The sequence below is a fragment of the Tengunoibacter tsumagoiensis genome, from assembly GCF_003967535.1.
Lineage (GTDB): Bacteria > Chloroflexota > Ktedonobacteria > Ktedonobacterales > Ktedonobacteraceae > Tengunoibacter > Tengunoibacter tsumagoiensis.
This window is the reverse complement of the sequence record NZ_BIFR01000002.1, coordinates 2,120,820-2,141,120: the sequence shown is the minus strand read 5'-3', so window position 1 is coordinate 2,141,120 and position 20,301 is coordinate 2,120,820. Positions and strand designations below refer to the sequence as shown.

Below are 20,301 nucleotides of genomic sequence, written 5' to 3'. Positions count from 1 at the left end.
CAGGCTGAGAGGGTGGCCTAAGGATTCGTCACCGACCGTCTGAACCTGATACTGGATAATGCCAGCGCAGGGAGCAACACTTCACAAGAAGCGTCTTCAAGGGCACTGGCACCATGCGCCGGTGCCCTTTGTGTTGTCTCCTTCTTTTCTGGATACTGAAAGGATTGATTGATGCAAAACGATCTTCCCAGCCTGGTAGGATCGCAAGAAGATGCTTCCACCGAATTTTTGAAAGTTGAGCGCATTGGATTGGAGGCGGTTCCACTCACAGCAAGAAAAGGATCGCCTCGTGAACTGGCTCTCGTCTGGTCTGGAGCCATGTCGAATTATATTTCGCTGTTTACCGGTGCTCTGGTCATTGGGGCTCCTGCTGCCCTTGTCGTAGGCCAGGGACAATTAGGTTTAGTCGATTGCTGCATTGCAATTATAATTGGGGCCAGTCTTGCTGCTATATTGCATGGTTTATTAAACGTCACAGGAGCCAGGACGGGAATGCCACAGATGCTCTTTGCGCGAGCCGTGTTTGGACATCGGGGAGCGTATCTGGGAGCAGCGTTTACCTGGATTATGGCGGTAGGCTGGTTTGCCGTCGATTGTGTTATTGGCGGCTGGGCCTTAGTGCAGCTTCTAAGCCTCTTCGGCGTCCCAAAAACAACGGAAGTTGCAATGGGCTCGATCACGTTGATTCTGTTTTTATCGATAGTTGTCGCTGTTTATGGGCATCGAACCGTTTTTCTATTTGAGAAATTTGGAGCCCTTCTCTTTATCGCATTCTGCCTGCTCCTTTTTGTCATCCTCTTACCACAGATACGCTGGAATCTTCCGACCACCGTTCATGGTTTTCCGCGCATTGCTGCAATTGTATTAGGAGCCAGCTATATCTATGCCCTGGTTGCTTCCTGGCTTCCATTCGCAGGCGATTATTCGCGTTATCAGCCAGCAAACGTATCATCGGCGCGGCTGGCAGGCTGGTCTGCACTGGGAATTGGGGGCACGACCATCATCCTGGGGATATCAGGAGTGCTTTTTTCCACTATTCATACCCAGAATATCGATCTTTTGAGCGCTATTACGATGGCAACGCCACAGTGGTTAACGATCCCTTTTCTGCTCTTTGTCGTGTTAGGAGAGATCTGGGCCAATTATTTTGATGTCTATACTGCTGGCCTTGTTGCTCTGGCAATGGATATTCCATTAAAGCGCTGGTGGTCTGCGCTCGCCTGTGGGATTATTGGAGCGCTCTGTGTCTATAGCATTGGGTTTTTCTCCCATTTTACCCAGGCTCAGACGTACACTGAACTGACTACCAGTTTTCTGGGCTTTTATGAAGATTTTCTGCTCTTAACCTATCTCTGGGTCCCTGCATGGGCAGCTGTCTTATTAGTACATTTTTTTCTCTTGCATCAAGGGAGCTATGATGTAGAAGGATTAACAAGAGGAGCAGCTGGTCCTTACTGGTTTCGCTCAGGTATCTTCTGGCCTGCTCTCTGCTCCTGGTTGATTGGTTTTGTGGTTACCATCCCTTTTATTAGTTCCGCCCCTTTTCCGTGGTTAGCCCAGCCCTGGCAGGGACCGCTGGCTCATATGTTAGGTGGCATGGATGTCAGTGGGATCGTCGGTGCGCTAGTAAGCGGCGGACTCTACTACTACCTGGGGCGCACGCGTTTTCGTCAACAGTCTGTACAGGAGACACTATGACAGAGAATCTACAGGGGCCTGCTATCGCTCGAGCCTTAACTATCGCTGGCTCTGATTCGGGTGGAGGAGCCGGAATACAAGCGGATCTGAAGACCTTTGCAGCGCTTGGCGTCTATGGCATCTCCGCCATTACAGCCATCACGGCCCAGAATACGCTGGGTGTGCGGGCCATTCAGGAGCAATCCATTCCGATCATTGAGGCTCAGATCGATGCCGTCATGGAGGATATTGGAGTCGATGTGGCTAAGACAGGGATGCTGTCAAGTTCTGAGATTATCAATGCTGTTGCCAGGCGTGTGCAGCACTGGCAGCTTCGGTTAGTGGTTGATCCTGTGATGGTTGCCAAAGGCGGCTCAACATTGCTTCAGTCAGAGGCAATTGAGACGTTACGAACCGTTCTTTTGCCGCTGGCTGAAGTCGTCACCCCGAATCTTCCAGAAGCAGAAGTGCTCTCACTTGTAAAAATTGCAGACATGGCAGGGATGAAAGTTGCCGCCCAGGCAATTTATGCATTGGGGCCACGGCATGTCGTAATCAAAGGTGGGCATAGCGAGGATCAGCCAACAGATCTCTACTTTGATGGTCAACAATTTATCGAGCTACCCGCGAAGCGGATCAACACACGTCACACCCACGGCACCGGCTGTACTTTTTCGGCGGCTATTACCGCCTTTCTGGCACGTGGCTGGTCTGTAGAAGAGGCAGTGCGCCGAGCCAAAGTATACATCACGGGAGCTATCCAGCATGCGCCTGGTATTGGCCAGGGACATGGTCCGATTGATCACTTCTGGTTGTGGGATCAAACACACAACGAATAATATGTTGAAAACTTCCTTCTTGTTTTTTATCTTCAAAAGAAAAGAGGTCTTATGAGCACACCATTCTCCTGGATTGGCGAACTTGTCACGAGCATTCGCGCACACAAACCACTGGTTCATCACATTACCAACCTAGTTGTGATGAACGATACCGCTAATATAACATTGGGAATTGGCGCTTTGCCGGTAATGGCGCATGCGGCTGAAGAGGTCGAAGAGATGGTTTCATTAGCAGGAGCCCTCGTTCTCAATATCGGCACCCTCACACCAACTCAGATAGAGAGCATGCTTCTGGCGGGAAAGCGGGCAAACGCCAGAGGGATTCCAATTGTCTTAGATCCAGTTGGAGCTGGGGCCACGCGATTAAGAACCGAAAGTGCATTGAGATTACTGAAAGAGCTCCAGATAGCTGTTGTGCGTGGTAATGCAGCAGAGATTGGAGCATTGGTAGGTGTTGCAGGAGAGACGCGAGGGGTAGAGTCGATCTCTTTAAACGCTGACCGTACATTGGTTGCGAGCCAGGCTGCGCAGACTTTCTCATGTACCATAGCTATCACGGGAGCCACAGATGTCATCACCGATGGACAACGTGTATTAGTAGTTGAGAATGGTCATCCGTTGCTTGCATCAATTACTGGGAGTGGATGTATGTCCACCAGCTTAGTCGGAGCTTTTCTCGCTGTAGAGTCTGATGGACTGCGTGCTGCCACAGCGGCTCTTGTGGCCATGGGAGTATCTGGTGAGGTCGCTGCATTGAAGGCTGGCGGACCAGGGACATTTCGATCTCATCTCTTAGATGCCGTCGCGAATCTGGATGCTCAACAGCTTCAGCAGAGTCAGAGAGTGAGGCAGGCATGAGCTTCGAGCGTCTGGCAGAACGGCTCATCTTGCATGTCTTAACTGATCGGGATTGGTCACGAGGACGAGATATGCTCACGGTTGCTCGTGCAGCGCTTGCTGGAGGCGCGACAGTGATCCAATTACGAGATAAATATGCGAACACTCGTGATCTTGTAACCGAAGGCCTGGCCTTACGTGCGTTGACAAAAGAATATGGAGCGCTCTTGATCGTGAATGATCGTATTGATGTCGCGCTGGCAATTGATGCGGATGGAGCCCATGTGGGACAGGAAGATATGCCTGTAGGATCTGCCCGTCAATTATTGGGTCACGAACGCATCCTGGGTGTCTCAGTAGGGAGCTTAGACGAAGCACGTCTCGCGGTTGAAGGCGGGGCAGATTATTTAGGGGTGGGACCTATCTATGCAACCCGAGCCAAGGCTGATGCAGGGGCACCCATAGGCCTTGCACTCTTACGCGAATTAGCACCATTGTATACTCCGCCCTTGATCGCTATTGGGGGCATTACGGCTGCAAATACTCATGAGGTCAGACAGGCTGGTGCAGCTGGCATTGCTGTCATCACAGCGATTGTGAATGCAGAGGATATCACCGCTGCCACCCAGGATATCTTCAAACAACTGTATTGACAAGAGAGACCAGTACAATAGAACAGGCAACCGAGTGCCTTTTCTATTCACACAGGTTCATCTCTTCCAACAGGAGAGGATCAGCTGATGGAACCTCTTCTGTTGGAAGCACAATCCAACGCTGGCTCCATCTTTCAATTTCGCCAATAATAGGCGCGAGATCCTTTCCTTTTGTGGTCAAAGCATACTCAATGCGAACGGGACACTCCGCATATACCTTGCGTTCAATAATGCCCTCAGTAATTAATTCCTTAAGACGCTCAGACAGAACGCGATCACTAATTGTCTCCAATTGTTCCGCAATCTGATTAAAATGAAGAGGGCTAGCAAGCAAAGCCTTTACAATCAGACTGGTCCAACGTTTGCTTAACATATGTGCCGCCTGTTGATAGCGTCGACAGAGATGGGTTTCTGGATGCAAGAGCTTCTCCTTTAAGTAGTAGAAAGATGTGAGAAAGCCTTCTCAGGAGAGAACCTACAGGGAGGTAGTAGTCAGGAGACTTCTCTTCTTATATACTAACATATAATTAGCTACTTTGCAAAATTTAGTTTTGGGAGGAGAGCGAGGAAAGCATCCATATCGTCCAGTTATTTGTGGGAAGAGGTACCATTGCTCTAGAGAATAGTTCATGGTAGGCTAAAAAACGAGTCTATGAGGCATACTATAGAGGGAAGAGGTATTCTTTCTGCGCAGCGGATCAGATCACACACGAGAAAGAAAAATTATTTTTTTCTGCGCAGCGAACCAGATTGCAAACGAGAAAGAAGTGCAACGATTCTCGGGTAGCTATAAGCCAGGTAGCTTATGCCGCTGTACGAGCGAAGAATGCTCTTGAATCGTGCTAGCAAAAGAAAGCCAGGTAGCAGGCTCTAATATGACAATAACGGCGATTATATTTGATCTTGATGAGACGCTGATCGAAGATAGTGAGGCTACGAAGCGAGCATTAGTGAAGGCGGGGACCTATGCCCAAAACGAATGGGGGGTTGATGCCAGGCAGTTAGAGCAGGCTGCCTATCAACATGCCAGACAACTTTGGAAGGCTGCTCCAACGTATGCATATTGCAACAATATTGGGATTAGCGCGTCAGAAGGAATGTGGGGATATTTTGCGGGGGATGATCCAAACTTGCGTGCGCTCGCGCAATGGGTTCCCGTCTACCAGCGCCAACTCTGGTTATCAGCCCTTGCCGAGCAGGGAATTGAGAGTCGTTCAAATGCTGAGCATCTGGCGTCGATCTTCCGTGAAGAGCGTCGCCGATACACCACTTTTCCAGAAGTTGAGGCGCTCTTACAGCAATTACGTCCACAGTATAAACTTGGCATGTTAACCAATGGTGCGCCAGACTTGCAGCGTGAAAAAGTTGCTCAGATCCAGTTAGAACACTATTTTGATACGATTGTTGTTTCTGGCGAAGTCGGAGTTGGGAAGCCAGAGCGTGAAGTATTCCAGGTTGTCATGGATGGATTAAAAGTCACATCGTCCGAGGCCGTCATGGTTGGCGATAGCTTACCACGAGACATGATCGGAGCCCAACGGTGTGGTATGCGTGGTATCTGGATCAATCGTTGCGGCATGCACTGTAGTGAGGAATATGCCTCAGCTGTCGGAATTGAAGTGACCACATTGGAGAATCTGTCCCAATTTCTGTAAAGCGAAGAAAAAAGCACTGGTGTTCAGAGAGAAGTCCCCCCATCTTGCAGCACCTATCGTAACAGCGAGCCCTGCATAACGTATCGGTTTATTACCAGGCCATGCAGGGCTCGCTGTTACAACACCTGCTGTGATCCATTCCCCTCCCTTTCACTCCACTATACCCTCATCACTGTGATACAACTAGTCTGTATACTGCCCTGCAATTCTCTTTCTGGCAGCCATACGATAGCTAGAAACCGTTGCCAAAACACGATACTATGCGAACATTACGCACTTCTGAGCACATTCTTCCTGAGTTGAGAGGTTGAAAGAATGGCAAGCGTTGTTGCGGGATGAGAAGTGCAAAGACGAATGGAATAGGACCAACCAGCATAGTAAACGTGTTTGCCCTTGATAGGGCGGGTGGTGAAACCCTGCGACAGCAACAGTTGTGTCGCACCTTGCCCAATGTATGAGCAAGGCTTAACCTCCTGAGAGGTCATGCGAAACCCTCGATAGGTTCCGGTTTCGCAATAGGTCCGAAGAAAAGCGATGCCTAATGCGGCAATGTTGAGGCTCGCTGCATAGTCGCGTGCCCCGTTCCAGCCACATGCCGGGTTTTCACAGCACAGCCACGCTCCCCAGTCGATGGCCTTGCGCCGATCTGCTGACGCTGGCGAGGCAAACGTTCGAGCGGGCTCGTGACACCGTGGGCACGTGTGCGTTGTGCCGCGAGGTTCCACCGTGCGCGTCCGTATCCCAGCAAGGTAGCACTTGTATTTCAGTACGCGCCACAATTCTCCCCGCACCGTCGTGTTGTTCCGCCAGTTGCGGAATCGCCCACGCACGCCTCTGCCCCGTCCAATCGTTTTGAGGGTGGTCAGGTTCTCGCCACAGATAATGCGGCAATCAAAGAGGAGCGCCAGCAGGATCAGCAGATTTGCCGCCAGGTGGGCCACTTCCTGGTTCCGACGGGCATACATGTCCCAACACTGCCCAATGCGCTTCTCGTATCCCTCTGTACGTGTTTGCCACTCTGCAAAGTGTGGGGGGAGTGGTATGCGCTGCTTCTTAGACGCCTGCTGAGCCTGTTCAATGAGTGTATCGTAGCGTTGTTTACAGGATTTGAGCCTATCGATTTCCCGGCGCAGTCTCGCCTGTTTGCCATCGAGGGCTCCAGTATCAAGAAACACAGGACGGCTCATCTGCCTGGGAGGCTCGCCATCGACATCAGGCTTTTCGAGGATGGAGACGGTGATGAGCGAGCGCACCCCCCAATCAAAACCTAGAATTCGTTTTTCCTGTACCAGATCGGAGACGTATTTTGCGGGAACTTCGAGGATCAGATCGAGCACGACCAGACGTTGCCCGTCATCGCCTCGCACCTCGCGCAAGGTCGGTGCCTGTGTCGTAGCTCCTTGATCGAGATACCCGCAGACCACCTCTGGCAAGGGGATCTCGACGCTCCATGCTCCCCACGCCCACTTGTGCTGCTCATCGGGAGCTTTCAAGCGTAGCCACAGGCTCGCGTTCGTGCGCTCTTCATGGCTGGCAAGATCGCAAAAGAGACGGTGTTCGATGCGGGCACGATACGTTTGCCCTTTGAGCATACCATCATCACCCGCAAAGGTGATCTGTCCGGCGGAGTGAACGGGAACGGGTTGAAGCTCTGAATAGGTTTGGGGGAACGTGCCGGTTCGCAAAAAGACGTTGCACGCCTGCTCCAAAACATTGGTCATCGCCATAAAGGCATCAACATCCTCACCCTCGTCACGGAGTTGGGTGCGTAAAGCACGAACCTGATCACTGATGGCGCGGTGGTCTTTGCGAGCAGGCCGTTTCTCATCAGCGGGACGGATCAAGGCATCGGTGAGCAGAGGCACCACCGTTTCAAAGATCTGCTTGCGAGTGGCCTGGGCCCGGAGAATTCTGCCAGCGCTCTCCCATTCATTGCGTTGTTGGCGGCTGCCATGCCCATTACGAGTAATAAGATGTTTCTCGACCTGCTTCCAGGCGGGTCCTCGCCGATCAGCTGCAAACAGATCAAGTTGAGGCCACAACTCGCATACAATGGCATTGATTGCACCATGGGAAGCATCAAGCAAACGCAACGCCTCAGCCTGTATGGCTTCGGGCAACCGAATGGGGAATGACAAGCTTTGCGCTTTCAACTGCTGATACCTCCTGTAGTGATACCAAGTAAAGTATAGCATGATTTGCTCTTTTTGTCAACTGCCGATACCCTCACAAATAGATAAAGGCCGCTGTCGCATTTTTCCTGAAATTGCTCCGCAATTTCATTGACAAACCCAGGAATACTGGGTATACTTTCTCCGTAACCGATACCGAAATCGGTAACGGGAACGGTACCGAGGCAAAATAGGCAAGATTTAACGGGTTCCCATTTTGTCACACGGATTTTGAACAATTGTAGTTCAAACAGAGTTTGATAGCAATGTTGCTGTTGTAAAGGAGTTTAGCATGAACGCAAGGAAGCAGAAGATACCTGAGTTCTTACGACTGGTAAGTGGATATATCTGCTCCGAGATGCGGAATATCAGACCAGGAGTAAGGCTTTTTCATGTGTACATGCATTCCCTGGCACATGGTAAGAACCGCCTTTACGCGAGCATTCTCCACCTGCGAACAGCACTTCTTCTTACATTTGTTTCCTCAATTTTTTCTGTCTTTGCCCTGATGGATGGAGGATACGAACTTGCAACATTGTCGCCAACTGACTAAAGTATGTTTTTTTGTATGGTAATTGACACTTCGAATCAACGTTAGATTCATTATCCCCTATGTAGGAGGCCTAGCGTGTCCAATACCTCTTTTTTTTCAGGAACGAAAGCAAAAACCGGCTTTATGCTTTGTTCGTTGCTCGTTGTCTTTGGTCTGCTTCTCACAGCCTGTGGTGGTGCGAATAGCACAAAGACCTCAGCTGCTAAGCATGATTATTTGACAATTCAGACCGGTCCAAATGGTGATTTCACGCGTGTCTTCAATCCTTACGCAGCCGTTGGTGGAGATCCGGGTACCTCGGGTCTGATTTATGAGACATTGCTCTACATTAACCAGCTCAATGGAGACGTAAAACCCTGGCTTGCATCCAGCTACAATCTCTCCAGTGATGCGAAAACACTTACGTTCACCACACGTTCGAATGTCCAGTGGTCCGATGGACAGCCATTTACCGCTGAAGACGTAGCATTCACCTTCAATCTATTGAAACAGTATCCAGCGGCTGATGGTAATGCATTATGGAACTACTTCCAGGATGTGACTGCAACAGACGATCATACGGTAACGATTACTTTGAAGCAGCCGTATTCCCCAATTCTCTGGTATGCTGGTGGAAACACCTGGATTCTGCCGAAACATATCTGGTCGAGTGTGGGAGATATCTCGAAGTATCCCAATCCTGATCCAGTTGGAACAGGCCCCTTCAAATTAAAGTCATTCACGCCACAGTTGTATACGATGGAGCAGAACACGAGCTTCTGGGGTACAAAACCTGCGGTGAAGGAGCTGCGTTATCCAGCTTACAACTCCAATACCTCAGTTGAGTTGGATCTGAACAAAGGGAACCTGGACTGGACTGGACTCTTTACACCACAGATCGACAAGACCTTTGTCAAACCAGATCCTACCCATCATAAGTATTGGTTCGCGCCTGGTGGATTAGTGATGATTGTATTGAATAATGCCAAGGCTCCATTCAACAACATCGCAGTCCGTAAGGCCATCAGTACGGCACTGGATCGAGATCAGATGTATCATGTTGCCGAGAGTGGTTACGAACCAGTTGCTCATCCTACGGGAGTCATTGTCCCCAACTTTAATAGCTATCTGGCCCCAGAGTACAAAGATGCGAGCTTTAAGCTGGATACAAACGCTGCTACCAAGCTTCTGGAAGATGCAGGGTACAAAAAAGGTAGCGATGGTATCTATGCTGATAAAGATGGCAATAGACTCTCCTTCAAGTTGAACGTGGTAACTGGTTGGACCGACTGGGTTACCATCTGTCAGATTGCCTCTCAGAATCTGAAAGCCATCGGAATGGATGTCACCGTCAACCCGCTCTCGTATGCGGCGTACACCAACGCATTACAGATGGGTGATTACGATGCATCTATCAACTCTCCTGCTGGTGGTCCTTCACCATACTTTATGTACAATGGTTTCTTAAATAGCGCAGGCTCAGCGCCCATTGGACAGAAGGCCTCAACGAACTATGCTCGTTGGATGGACAAGACCACAGATGATCTGCTGAACCAGTATGTTTCTACAACTGACAAAGATGCACAGTTGAAAGCGGTTCAAGGTCTTGAGAAGGTAATGGTGGAACAGGTTCCTACAGTGCCATTGGTCTATGGGGTGAGCTGGTATGAGTACAATACCACCAATTTTGTCAATTGGCCTGACAAAGACCATCAGTATTCTGTAGCCTCTCCTTATACCTATCCCGATGCTGAACAGGTAGTCCTTAACCTTCAGCCTGCCAAATAAGGAAAAAGCTTTGTAGCCATTGAAGCAAATGAAAGAGTTCCTTCGCACTGGCGCGAAGGAGCTCTTTCGGAGCTTTTTTCTAGGAAATGCCGAATGAGCCAATATTCTTGACAGATATCCAGGGTACTGGTACAATTGTTCGTAATTGTCCCTGGTATCGTTTTTAGCATTTTTGATAGCCTCTACGAAGAGGAAAAGTCTTTTCTCTTCATCGTATGTCTTTCTAGTGAATATTCTGCTGATACATCGTGTACTATTCGTGTTGTGAAAAAGGGGTTGGGCCTTATGGCAAGGAAATATACCATTGATGATATTGCACAACTAGCAGGTGTTTCAAAGGCCACCGTCTCGCGTGTATTGAACAACAAGCCAGACGTTGATCCCTCGACTCGTGCGCGGATTCATCAAATTATGCAAGAGGTCAGTTTTGTTCCCAGTATTACGGCCTCTGGTCTGGCAGGTGGGAGAAATCGCCTGGTTGGAGTGCTGATTCCTTCGTTCTCCTGGTCTTTTGTGGGTGAGATTATGCGTGGCGTCTCCGAAATGATTGGCCATACCCCCTATGAGCTCCTGGTCTATAGTATTAATGATATGGCACGTGATAATGATAAGGGTGATATTCTCGATCATATTCTGTCTACAAAGTTGCCTGCCGGTCTTCTTGCGATCTTACCAGGGCATTCGGCTCCTTATGTTGAGCGTCTTCACACGCATGGATTTCCAGTGGTGATGGTAGATGATACAGCGCACCATCCGAATATGCCCTGGGTCAATGTGGACAGTGTGCATGGTTCTTATTTAGCGGTTAAGCATCTGATTGAGCTTGGTCATCGAAGGATTGCCCATATTTATGGTCCGCAAAACTTTATCTGTGCTCACGAGCGCTACCAGGGATACTGCCAGGCGTTAGAGGAAGCAGGTATCGCCCTCGATCCACTGTTAGTCGCTCAGGGGAATTTTGAGTATCATGGCGCGTTAGATGCAGCCCATCAACTCCTCTCTCTCCCGGCAGAGGTTCGACCAACCGCGCTCTTTGCCTCCACCGATCTTACGGCTTATGCTGTCATTGACGTCGCTGATAGCTATGGTCTGCGTGTTCCAGGCGATCTAGCAGTTGTTGGCTTTGATGATATTGAGTCGTCTGCTCGAATTCGTCCAGCACTTACCACGGTCAGGCAACCATTTGCGGAGATTGGGAAATGCGGAGTAGAGCTCTTACTCGCTCTATTAAATACACCAGTCCAGCGTGCCGATAGTAGCCTGCTTGCTTTATCATTACCTGTTCTCACTCCATCTGAAGGAATGGTGCGCCCTCCTCATATCTCCTTGCAAACAACGTTAGTAGTGAGGGCCTCCTGTGGTGCACAGCGCCAACAGCAAAGTGTCGATGAGATTATTCCTTCAAAGGTTCTCTAATGCTTATCTCTCGATTGAACAGAACGGATAAAAAAGCAATTACTCGCCTCTCCATGACTCAATTGGAGAGGTGGTTTTTGAATGTATCGCTGAAAATGCAATGGTTGGTTGAGTCGTTCTCAGGTCCGTTTGATAGCGCAGCCATTTTGTAATACATGCACCCCCGCTTTGTAATTGCCTTAAAATCCATTGACAAATTCAACAATAGTGGGTATACTTTCTCGTAACCGATACCGAAACCGGTTACGGTATCGGTATCAGGAAAAGTATGCAATGAAGAGACAATGTTCTGTCTTTCATTTTTTCCATGTTTGTGTGCTGAAAGAGATGTCATTCAGGCATAGTATAAGATAGCAGAGTTGCTGTTGCAAAGGGGTTTGTGCTTATGGCAAGGAAGCATACGATTGGCGATATTGCGAAACTGGCGGGAGTATCGAAGGCAACCGTTTCGCGGGTGCTTAACAACAAGCCAGATGTAGATCCTGCCACGCGCGCACGTATTCTTCAGATCATGCAGGAAGTAGGTTTTGTCCCTAGCATTACCGCTTCTGGTCTGGCAGGTGGGCGGAATCGCCTCCTCGGTGTGCTTATTCCCTCCTTTAACTGGTTTTATGTGGCAGATATCATGCGTGGAGTCTCCGAGACTATTGGTCATACACCGTATGAATTATTAGTCTATAGCATTAATGATATGGCACGTGATAATGATAAGGGAGATATCCTCGACCATATTTTTTCCACAAAACTTCCTGCTGGTCTGCTTGCTATCCTCCCCGGACGTTCCGCTCAATATGTTGAACGCTTGCATATTCATGGTTTCCCTGTGGTCATGATTGATGATGCTGCTCATCATACTGCTATGCCATGGATTAATGTGGACAATGTCCAGGGGGCTCGCCAGGCGGTCAAGCATCTGATCGCACTTGGTCATCGGCGCATTGGACATATCCTCGGGAAAAAAGACTATCTCTGTACACTTGAGCGTTATCAGGGCTATTGTCAGGAACTGGAGGCGTCAGGAATCGCGGTTGACCAGACGCTGGTGAGCCAGGGCGATTTTGAATACCTGGGGGGAGTTGAGCCCGCCAGGCAGCTCCTCTCTTTGCCCGTTGAACAGCGACCAACAGCAATTTTTGCCGCAAACGACCTGACCGCTTACGCGGTAATCGATGTTGCAAACTCATTTGGTCTGCGTGTACCGGAAGATATCGCTCTCGTAGGTTTTGACGATATTGCCTCTTCTTTGCTGGTTCGTCCAGCATTAACCACGGTCAAACAACCTTTTGCCGAGATTGGAAAGCATGGCGTTGAGCTGCTGCTTTCTTTGCTTGACGATTCAGCCCAGCCATCCTTTATCTTTCCTTCAGCAGAAACATCCCGCCAGCCATTACAGCAGGTTGAAGCTCATTCTGTGCAGATTGTACTCTCAACCAGACTGGTTGTGCGCTCATCATGTGGTGCGAAACCTCTTCATCACCATATGAAAGATTCATTCCCTTAAATTTCATACCTTAAACACCATACTGAAACACTGTACTGAAACACCATACTGAAACAACAGAATGGAACGTATTTTTACCTGTATTGTGCACAGACAGTCATGATCAATGAGTGCATTTTGTACGATGTATTTGTTCTGGTATTGTAGTGTATGCATCATCCTAAAGGAGGCATCTGATGCGCCATTTGCTTCGTCGCATTGGCTTTTACCTGGTTGCCTTGTGGGCATCGGTCTCGCTGAACTTTCTGATCCCTCGATTGGCGCCAGGTAACCCGGCACTGATTCTGATTGGTCGAATGCAAGGTCGCATTCAGCCTGAGGCGCTTCATGCGCTTGAGCTTCAATTTGGTGTATCCAATGATCCACTCTGGCTGCAATACTTTCAGTATCTTGGCAATATTCTGCATGGAAATTTAGGTATCTCTATTACCTATTTCCCTACCCCTGTGATCGATATGATCAGGCAAGAGTTACCATGGACCCTGGTTCTGGTTACGCTCTCGCTTCTGATCAGTTTCACGCTGGGCTCATTTCTGGGAACGGTCATTGCCTGGAGACGTGGCTCATTTCTAGAGAATCTGGTGCCTGTTCTCTCCTTTTTTTCAGCTGTGCCATACTTCTACCTGGCATTGATTATGCTCTATATCTTTGCCTATACGCTGGACCTCTTTCCCATTAAAGGCGGCTATGATACGTCGCTGGTTCCAGACTGGTCGCCTGAGTTTATTGGGAGTGCGATTCAACATGCGCTCTTGCCAGCTATCTCATTTGTGCTTGCAAATATAGCGGGCTGGGTTATGACCATGCGTAATTCAATGGTGACGACCCTGTCAGAGGATTATGTTTTGATGGCTCAGGCCAAAGGGCTTTCAAACGGACGAGTGATGTTTGCCTATGCTGCTCGTAATGCAGTCCTGCCCAGTGTGACAGGTCTGGCGATGCAGTTGGGTACGGTCGTGGCCGGACAATTACTGATTGAGATTGTTTTCTCCTATCCAGGCATCGGTTTTTCACTGTTGCAGGCTGTACAGAACTCAGATTATCCGCTGATGCAAGGTATTTTCTTATTGATTACGCTGGCGGTATTAGGGGCAAACTTCTTAGTGGATCTGGTGTATGCTATGCTTGACCCTCGTGTACGTCAAGGAAGGAGTTAACCAATGACGAATACTTCCTCCTCTCCAGAGCAGCAGCCCGACGTCGTAATGGAGATTGAGAATTCCGCAGACCGGAGTAGTACAGTGCAGCTGGACGATCAGCAGGTACCAGCGGCAAGCGTGGGGGCGGCTGGCATCGCTGGAGTGAGCAGTCCTGGTGTGGTAACGGGCCGTCTGAGCGATGTCTGGCGTCTGGTGACGCGCAATGGCAAAGTGACTCTGGGGACGTTTGTCGCGCTTGTGTTTGTCTTGATTGCTTTGCTTGGACCTGTGTTTCTTCATGCAGATCCCAATGCCTTCGGGATTGATTCTCTGGCTCCTCCCTCTGCAGACCACTGGTTGGGGACTACCCAGACGGGCCAGGACGTGTTCACTCAAGTTATAATTGGGGCGCGTTCTAGTGTAACGTGGGGGCTGGTAACAGGCGTTCTGGTCACGCTGATCTCGATTGTCTTAGGTTTAACGGCAGGATACTTTGGTGGCGTCATTGATGATATCATTTCGGTTATCATTAACGTCTTCTTGCTGTTACCTGGTTTTCCTCTGGCAATTGTGCTGGCAGCCTTCTTTCCCTGGAAAGGATCGGTTACCGTAACAATGGTGCTTGTGATTACAGGGTGGGCATACGGTGCTCGTGTATTGCGTGCCCAGACAATGTCGCTTCGTAATCGTGATTTTGTGGAGGCCGCACGCTCCAGTGGAGAGCATACATGGCGCATCATCTTTTTTGAGATTCTTCCCAATCAGATCTCGATTGTGGCAGGCAACCTCATTGGTGCCATTGTCTATGCCCTTCTTGCCGCTGCTGGTCTGGAGTTTCTGGGCCTGGGTGATCCCAATAATGTAAGCTGGGGCGTTATGCTCTTCTGGGCACAGAATAACGACGCGATTCTACTGGGGGCATGGTGGTGGTTCCTCCCACCAGGATTATGTATTGCCTTCCTGAGTGCAGCGTTATCGTTGATTAACTTTGGTATGGATGAAGTGGCTAATCCTCGCTTACGGAAAGAGCCAAAGGTCAAGGTGGCGAAAGAGAAAAAGGCGGTGGCAGCATAATGGAAACAAAAAATGATCTTCTCCTTGAAGTAAAAGATGTGTGTGTCGACTATCAGGCGGCGAGCGGTGCTGTACATGCCGTCGATCATGTGAGCTTTACGTTGCGCCGTGGTGAGATTATGGGACTGGCAGGAGAAAGTGGGAGCGGTAAATCCACGGTTGCCTATGCTATTGCGCGTTTAACGCGTCCTCCTGCTGTGGTTACAGACGGCGAGATCTTCTATTATCCTCATGCACGCGATCATCGTAGTCGTGGCTTTCTATCAAGGAAGCAGCGAGCAGAAGAAGCGGCAGGGGCGGCTCTCGATGCAGTGGATATCCTCGATCTTACTAATGAGCAACTGCGTGCCTTTCGCTGGAATGAGCTGGCAATTGTCTTCCAGAGTGCAATGAATGCGCTTAATCCTGTCATGAAGGTTGGCGATCAGATTCTGGACGTTCTCAAGACGCATCGCCCAGATCTCACTAAGCATGCACGTAAGGAACATGCAGCAGAGCTCTTAAAATTGGTTGGCATTGCCCCTGATCGCTTAAACAGTTATCCACATGAACTGAGCGGCGGTATGCGCCAGCGTGCAGTGATTGCGATTGCGCTGGCGCTTAACCCGGAGCTGATTATTATGGACGAGCCAACTACAGCGCTTGATGTGGTCGTGCAGCGTGAGATTCTGGATCTGGTCAAGTCCCTCTGTCGCGAGCTGGGTATGGCTATGATCTTTATCACCCATGATCTCTCCTTATTATTGGAATTGACCGATAATATCGCCATTATGTATGCTGGCCGTTTAGTCGAGACAGCCGCCGCTTTAGATATCTATCACCATCCGCGTCATCCATATAGCCATGGTCTGCTCAATTCATTCCCGACCTTGCGTGGACCTCGCCGCAAAATGGTGGGGATTCCAGGTTCACCTCCTGATCTCCGTCAGGTGCCGCCAGGCTGCCCTTTCCAACAGCGTTGCCCGATGGCATTTAGTGCGTGTAAAACCATCCGTCCCACCTTACGTCCAGCTTCGGCCTCGGCACCAGGCCAGTTGGCTGCCTGCCATCTCTATGATCCACACTATCGTGCGGAGCCTCCGACAGCCCAGGATTTGACGGCCAGTTACGAAACCTTAGCGGAAAGAAGATAAGAGCGATGAGTATTGAGAAGGAGAATAGCTCGCTTCCTGTATTAGAGGCGGAGCATATACGCAAAGTTTTTCCTCTTCATCAGGTCAACCCGTTTGCCAGGTCGAAAGGGGTTCATGCTGTTGAAGATGCTTCCTTAGCGCTCTATCCGGGCAAAGTCACGGCGGTCGTCGGAGAGAGTGGCAGCGGCAAGACCACGATTGCCCGTATGCTGGCTCGCGTCTATGAGCCAACCTCAGGCACGTTGCGGTATCGTGGAGAGCCAATCAAGCTCTCGAAATCTTCTTCACACCTGCGTGAGTACCGCCATCATGTACAACTGGTCTTTCAAGATCCATTTTCTTCGCTGAATCCCGTTCATGATGTGCGTTATCACCTTAGCCGACCATTAAAGGTGTTTGGGCATGCGAAGAGCGAGAAAGAGATTACCGAGCAAGTGCTTGCCCTTCTGAATCGTGTAAGTTTAAGTCCGGCGGAACAGTTTATTCAGAAATATCCTCACCAGCTTAGTGGGGGTCAGCGTCAGCGCGTGGCTATAGCTCGCGCCCTGGCGGTGCGGCCCGAAGTCTTATTAGCAGACGAACCTGTCTCGATGTTGGATGTCTCGATCCGTCTGGATATTCTGAATTTATTGGCTCGGCTGAAAGAAGAAGAGCAGCTAGCTATTCTTTTTATCACGCATGATATTGCCAGTGCGCGATACTTTGCTGATGAGACGCTCGTAATGTACGCTGGTCAGATGGTAGAAGGTGGTCCAAGCGAAGAAGTGATTCAAGAGCCTAAACATCCTTATACCAGATTGTTATTATCGGCAGCCCCCGATCCAGATCGTATCAAAGAGAAGGCCGGAAGCCAGTTGACGGCCCGAGGAGAGATCCCGAGCCTGATTAATCCACCAACCGGGTGTCGCTTCCATCCGCGTTGCCCATCCGCCATGCCTGTCTGTAAAGAGCGTTTCCCTCAGCGTACCGAACTGGGGGGTGGTCACTGGACCCATTGTCATCTGTATGGTGATAGTGCGAATGCGCCTTTAATTACCGTACAGCCAGCCCAGAAGGGCACCCTTTCCAACGCTGAGTAGGGCGCGAAACTGGCCGGATCTGAAGCTGTGTCTATATACACGCACTTGACTTTCTTGCAAGTGCGTGTATATAATCCCCAATGGATACAATTCATCCCCCAAGGGGGGTTAGTGGATTGTAGGCAAGAAAGCGGGAGAAGAATGACGCAACAGTATGATTCAGCACGTGATGATGTGACAAAGCGCCTGGCGCGCGTGGCAGGCCATGCCGCCAGCCTCAAGCGTATGTGGGAAGAGGATCGTCCGGCTGATGATATGTTGACTCAGATTGCAGCAGTCCGCTCGGCCCTGGATCAGATTGGGCGTGCGATCCTGGAACTTCATATAGATCAGGCGGTCACACGGGCAGTCGAAGCCGGTCATCCCGAAGAGGCCACTCGTGATCTAAAGGATGCATTGGGTCGCTTCATTTAAAACCTGTTTTTGCGCATTGTCCCTTAGCGAAGGAGTACTATGAGTCCTGCAAATAGCCAACCTTCTTAGATGGAAACAGTGTTGATCTGATCTGATAGCCTGCCTGGCCCGGGCCTCCTGTCCTCTTTGCTATCTCCTCACCCTCTCTGCTTCCTCTCATATAACAATACATTATTTAAGCAGCATGTGATTGGAAGAGCCTGACTCTTTCATTACCCTTTCTTTTGTGCGCACGATGCTCACTTTTTGCTTCTGCTGCTTACCCCTGCGCATGATTTTTGCGATGAGCCGGCTCTTTTTGGTAGTTAATTCTGCCTGCTCGCTTGAATTTGAGGAATTGGAGGTGATAAGGCGTGGACGCCGATCCTGAACCTGACCAGAGTCAACATTGTTGTTACAGACCTGTTATGAATGTCCAGATTGTGCAGAGAGTCTATCAGTGTGCTTCTGCTCGTATGCAGCAGCGAACATGGCTGCTGTAGAGGAGCTAACTGGCAACACTCTGTGCCTCCTGTGCGTGCTAGGAAGTATGGAGGTAAGCTTATGGCTCAAGTATTTATCCCAGAAAATCCACGTGAGCGAGAACAATTGCAACAGGGTTCTACACCTGCTGCATCAACAGTTCTCTCGCGCCGTGAAACCCATGAACCCCGGCGTTTTGGCAGCATCGACCTGCTGATAGCGGTCGTTATTATTGCCAGTATTAGCCTTCTGGTCGTTGCGGCCTCTCATTGGACCGCTCCAATGACTCCAGCCTTACATCTTGATCTCTCACCATTGGCCCTGCCGGTTTATGCTGGCTACTCGCTGTTGCGGATGATGTTGGGGTATCTCATCGCACTCATCTTTACGCTCACTTACGGACATATCGCCGCTACTAATAAGCGAGCAAGTATTGTGATGGTGCCTTTGTTAGATATTTTACAAAGCATCCCTATTCTTTCATTCTTGCCAGCAGTACTTCTCGCTCTTGTGGCCATCTTTCCCCATTCAAATATTGGCCTGGAGTTAGCGAGTGTGCTATTAATCTTTACCAGCCAGGCATGGAATATGACCTTTAGTTTTTATCATTCGGTGCGTACACTTCCCGCAGAACTATTAGAGTTCTCTGCAATTGCACGCTTGCGACCGTGGCAGAAATTTCTCAAGCTAGCTGTGCCAGCCTCAATGATTGGACTCATCTGGAATAGCATGATGAGCTGGGCCGGGGGCTGGTTTTTTCTCACAGCATCAGAACAGTTTACTTTAGGAGATCGCTCCTTCCAGTTGCCAGGGATTGGTTCTTATCTGCAAGCAGCCACGCTGGCAGGGAATATTCCAGCTTTAATCATGGGCTTTGTGGTCTTAATCGCGATGATTGTGCTCCTCGATATATTATTCTGGCGGCCTCTGGTGGCCTGGGCAGATAAATTTAAAGTAGAGATGAGTGGAAGCGCTGATGTACCCTATTCACCTGTCTTAAATCTGTTGCAGCGCTCCGCGCTGATTGCCAATATGAATCGGCGTCTGTTTCGTCCAATAGGCAACCTGCTGGCCTCCTTCTTAAATCGCATGCAGCCTCTTCCAGATAATAGTGTGGTACGTGTGGAGGAGAAAACGAATCGTAAGTTATCGGCCAGACGTATTTTTAATAGCATAATGCTCCTGGCCCTCTCGGTTATTGTGCTTTTTGGTATCTGGAGGATGGGTCAGCTATTGCTCCATGTTTCATGGTCTATGTGGTTATTATTAGTGATTGCAGCAGGGGCTACCTGGGTAAGGACCATCATTGCGCTTCTGATTGGGGTAGCCTGGACCGTGCCCGTCGGAGTGGCGATTGGACTTTCGCCACGCTGGTCGCGTCGTTTACAGCCAGTGGTCCAGGTGATTGCATCGATTCCTGCGACAGCTTTATTCCCGGTTATTCTTTTACTGTTCGTTGGTCTGCCGGGAGGGCTCTCCTGGGCAGCGATCATTTTAATGTTACTGGGAACGCAGTGGTACATTCTCTTTAATGTGATTGCAGGAGCAATGGCGATTCCTAGCGATCTACGCGAAGCCACCACCATCTATCATGTCCTCTCCTGGAGGCGCTGGCGGACGCTGTTCCTGCCTGCAATATTCCCTTACTTGATTACAGGGTTATTAACAGCCAGCGGAGGAGCCTGGAATGCCAGCATCGTCTCTGAATATGTGCAATATAATCAGAAGACGCTTACGACCCTGGGGCTAGGGGCTTCTATCGCTCAGTCGGCAGCCGATGCCAATTTCCCATTATTATTAGCTGGCACCTTGATGATGGCAGCAGTGGTCGTGTTAATTAATCGTCTCTTGTGGAAGCGCCTGTATGCCCTGGCCGAACGCCGTTATACGCTTGCTTGAGAGCTCGTGCTAATAAAGGAAGAGAGGAAACG

At 49.7% G+C, this 20,301-nt stretch carries 16 protein-coding genes; 14 read left to right on the top strand and 2 right to left on the bottom strand.

Annotation, left to right across the window (positions count from 1 at the left end):
- The first annotated feature begins 171 nt into the window (after positions 1-171).
- The 4 genes from EL628_RS28650 to thiE are packed head-to-tail and all read left to right on the top strand — an operon-like array spanning position 172 to position 4,006.
- Positions 172-1,698: a purine-cytosine permease family protein gene (locus tag EL628_RS28650; RefSeq protein WP_126583390.1), complete on the top strand. Its 1,527-nt coding sequence runs from the start codon at positions 172-174 to the stop codon at positions 1,696-1,698.
- The gene (gene thiD, locus EL628_RS28645; RefSeq protein ID WP_126583389.1) at positions 1,695-2,516 is read left to right on the top strand and encodes a bifunctional hydroxymethylpyrimidine kinase/phosphomethylpyrimidine kinase; all 822 of its coding nucleotides are present in this window, start codon (positions 1,695-1,697) and stop codon (positions 2,514-2,516) included. Before EL628_RS28650 ends, thiD begins: the two co-directional genes overlap by 4 nt.
- Positions 2,517-2,567: 51 nt before the next feature.
- Positions 2,568-3,374, top strand: coding sequence for a hydroxyethylthiazole kinase (gene thiM / locus EL628_RS28640; protein ID WP_126583388.1), 807 nt, complete (start codon positions 2,568-2,570; stop codon positions 3,372-3,374).
- Positions 3,371-4,006, top strand: a complete 636-nt coding sequence (thiE, locus tag EL628_RS28635; RefSeq protein ID WP_126583387.1) for a thiamine phosphate synthase — start codon at positions 3,371-3,373, stop codon at positions 4,004-4,006. The genes thiM and thiE overlap by 4 nt, the downstream gene beginning before the upstream one ends.
- Positions 4,007-4,049: 43 nt before the next feature.
- Here the strand turns inward: thiE and EL628_RS28630 are convergent, their stop codons facing one another.
- Entirely contained in the window at positions 4,050-4,427 is a 378-nt protein-coding gene (locus tag EL628_RS28630) for a winged helix-turn-helix transcriptional regulator (RefSeq protein WP_245994526.1), read from the bottom strand.
- 418 nt (positions 4,428-4,845) lie between these two features.
- On the opposite strand from EL628_RS28630, the gene EL628_RS28625 reads away from it, so the two are divergent.
- On the top strand, positions 4,846-5,661 hold the full coding sequence (locus EL628_RS28625) for an HAD family hydrolase (protein WP_126583386.1): 816 nt from the start codon (positions 4,846-4,848) through the stop codon (positions 5,659-5,661).
- A gap of 269 nt (positions 5,662-5,930) precedes the next feature.
- On the opposite strand, the gene EL628_RS28620 is transcribed toward EL628_RS28625, so the two are convergent.
- A complete protein-coding gene (locus tag EL628_RS28620; RefSeq protein ID WP_245994523.1) occupies positions 5,931-7,814 on the bottom strand; it encodes a zinc ribbon domain-containing protein in 1,884 nt (627 codons plus the stop codon).
- A 646-nt stretch (positions 7,815-8,460) separates the two neighbouring features.
- Between EL628_RS28620 and EL628_RS28615 the strand changes: the two genes are divergently transcribed.
- The 9 genes from EL628_RS28615 to EL628_RS28575 all read left to right on the top strand — a co-directional run bounded on the left by EL628_RS28615 (position 8,461) and on the right by EL628_RS28575 (position 20,269).
- Entirely contained in the window at positions 8,461-10,152 is a 1,692-nt protein-coding gene (locus EL628_RS28615) for an ABC transporter substrate-binding protein (protein ID WP_245994520.1), read from the top strand.
- Positions 10,153-10,437: 285 nt separating this feature from the next.
- Positions 10,438-11,568 (top strand): LacI family DNA-binding transcriptional regulator, encoded by a 1,131-nt coding sequence (locus EL628_RS28610; protein ID WP_126583384.1) that lies wholly within the window; start codon positions 10,438-10,440, stop codon positions 11,566-11,568.
- 385 nt (positions 11,569-11,953) lie between these two features.
- On the top strand, positions 11,954-13,069 hold the full coding sequence (locus tag EL628_RS28605; RefSeq protein WP_126583383.1) for a LacI family DNA-binding transcriptional regulator: 1,116 nt from the start codon (positions 11,954-11,956) through the stop codon (positions 13,067-13,069).
- 176 nt (positions 13,070-13,245) lie between these two features.
- Entirely contained in the window at positions 13,246-14,226 is a 981-nt protein-coding gene (locus EL628_RS28600) for an ABC transporter permease (protein WP_126583382.1), read from the top strand.
- A gap of 3 nt (positions 14,227-14,229) precedes the next feature.
- Positions 14,230-15,282, top strand: a complete 1,053-nt coding sequence (locus EL628_RS28595; protein WP_245994517.1) for an ABC transporter permease — start codon at positions 14,230-14,232, stop codon at positions 15,280-15,282.
- Positions 15,282-16,415 (top strand): ABC transporter ATP-binding protein, encoded by a 1,134-nt coding sequence (locus EL628_RS28590; RefSeq protein ID WP_126583381.1) that lies wholly within the window; start codon positions 15,282-15,284, stop codon positions 16,413-16,415. Before EL628_RS28595 ends, EL628_RS28590 begins: the two co-directional genes overlap by 1 nt.
- A gap of 5 nt (positions 16,416-16,420) precedes the next feature.
- On the top strand, positions 16,421-17,494 hold the full coding sequence (locus tag EL628_RS28585; protein ID WP_126583380.1) for an ABC transporter ATP-binding protein: 1,074 nt from the start codon (positions 16,421-16,423) through the stop codon (positions 17,492-17,494).
- Between the two features lie 141 nt (positions 17,495-17,635).
- The gene (locus EL628_RS28580) at positions 17,636-17,908 is read left to right on the top strand and encodes a metal-sensing transcriptional repressor (protein WP_126583379.1); all 273 of its coding nucleotides are present in this window, start codon (positions 17,636-17,638) and stop codon (positions 17,906-17,908) included.
- 543 nt (positions 17,909-18,451) lie between these two features.
- Positions 18,452-20,269 carry an ABC transporter permease gene (locus EL628_RS28575; RefSeq protein WP_126583378.1) on the top strand — a complete coding sequence of 606 codons (1,818 nt, stop codon included), beginning with the start codon at positions 18,452-18,454 and terminating at the stop codon, positions 20,267-20,269.
- Positions 20,270-20,301 lie beyond the last annotated feature (32 nt).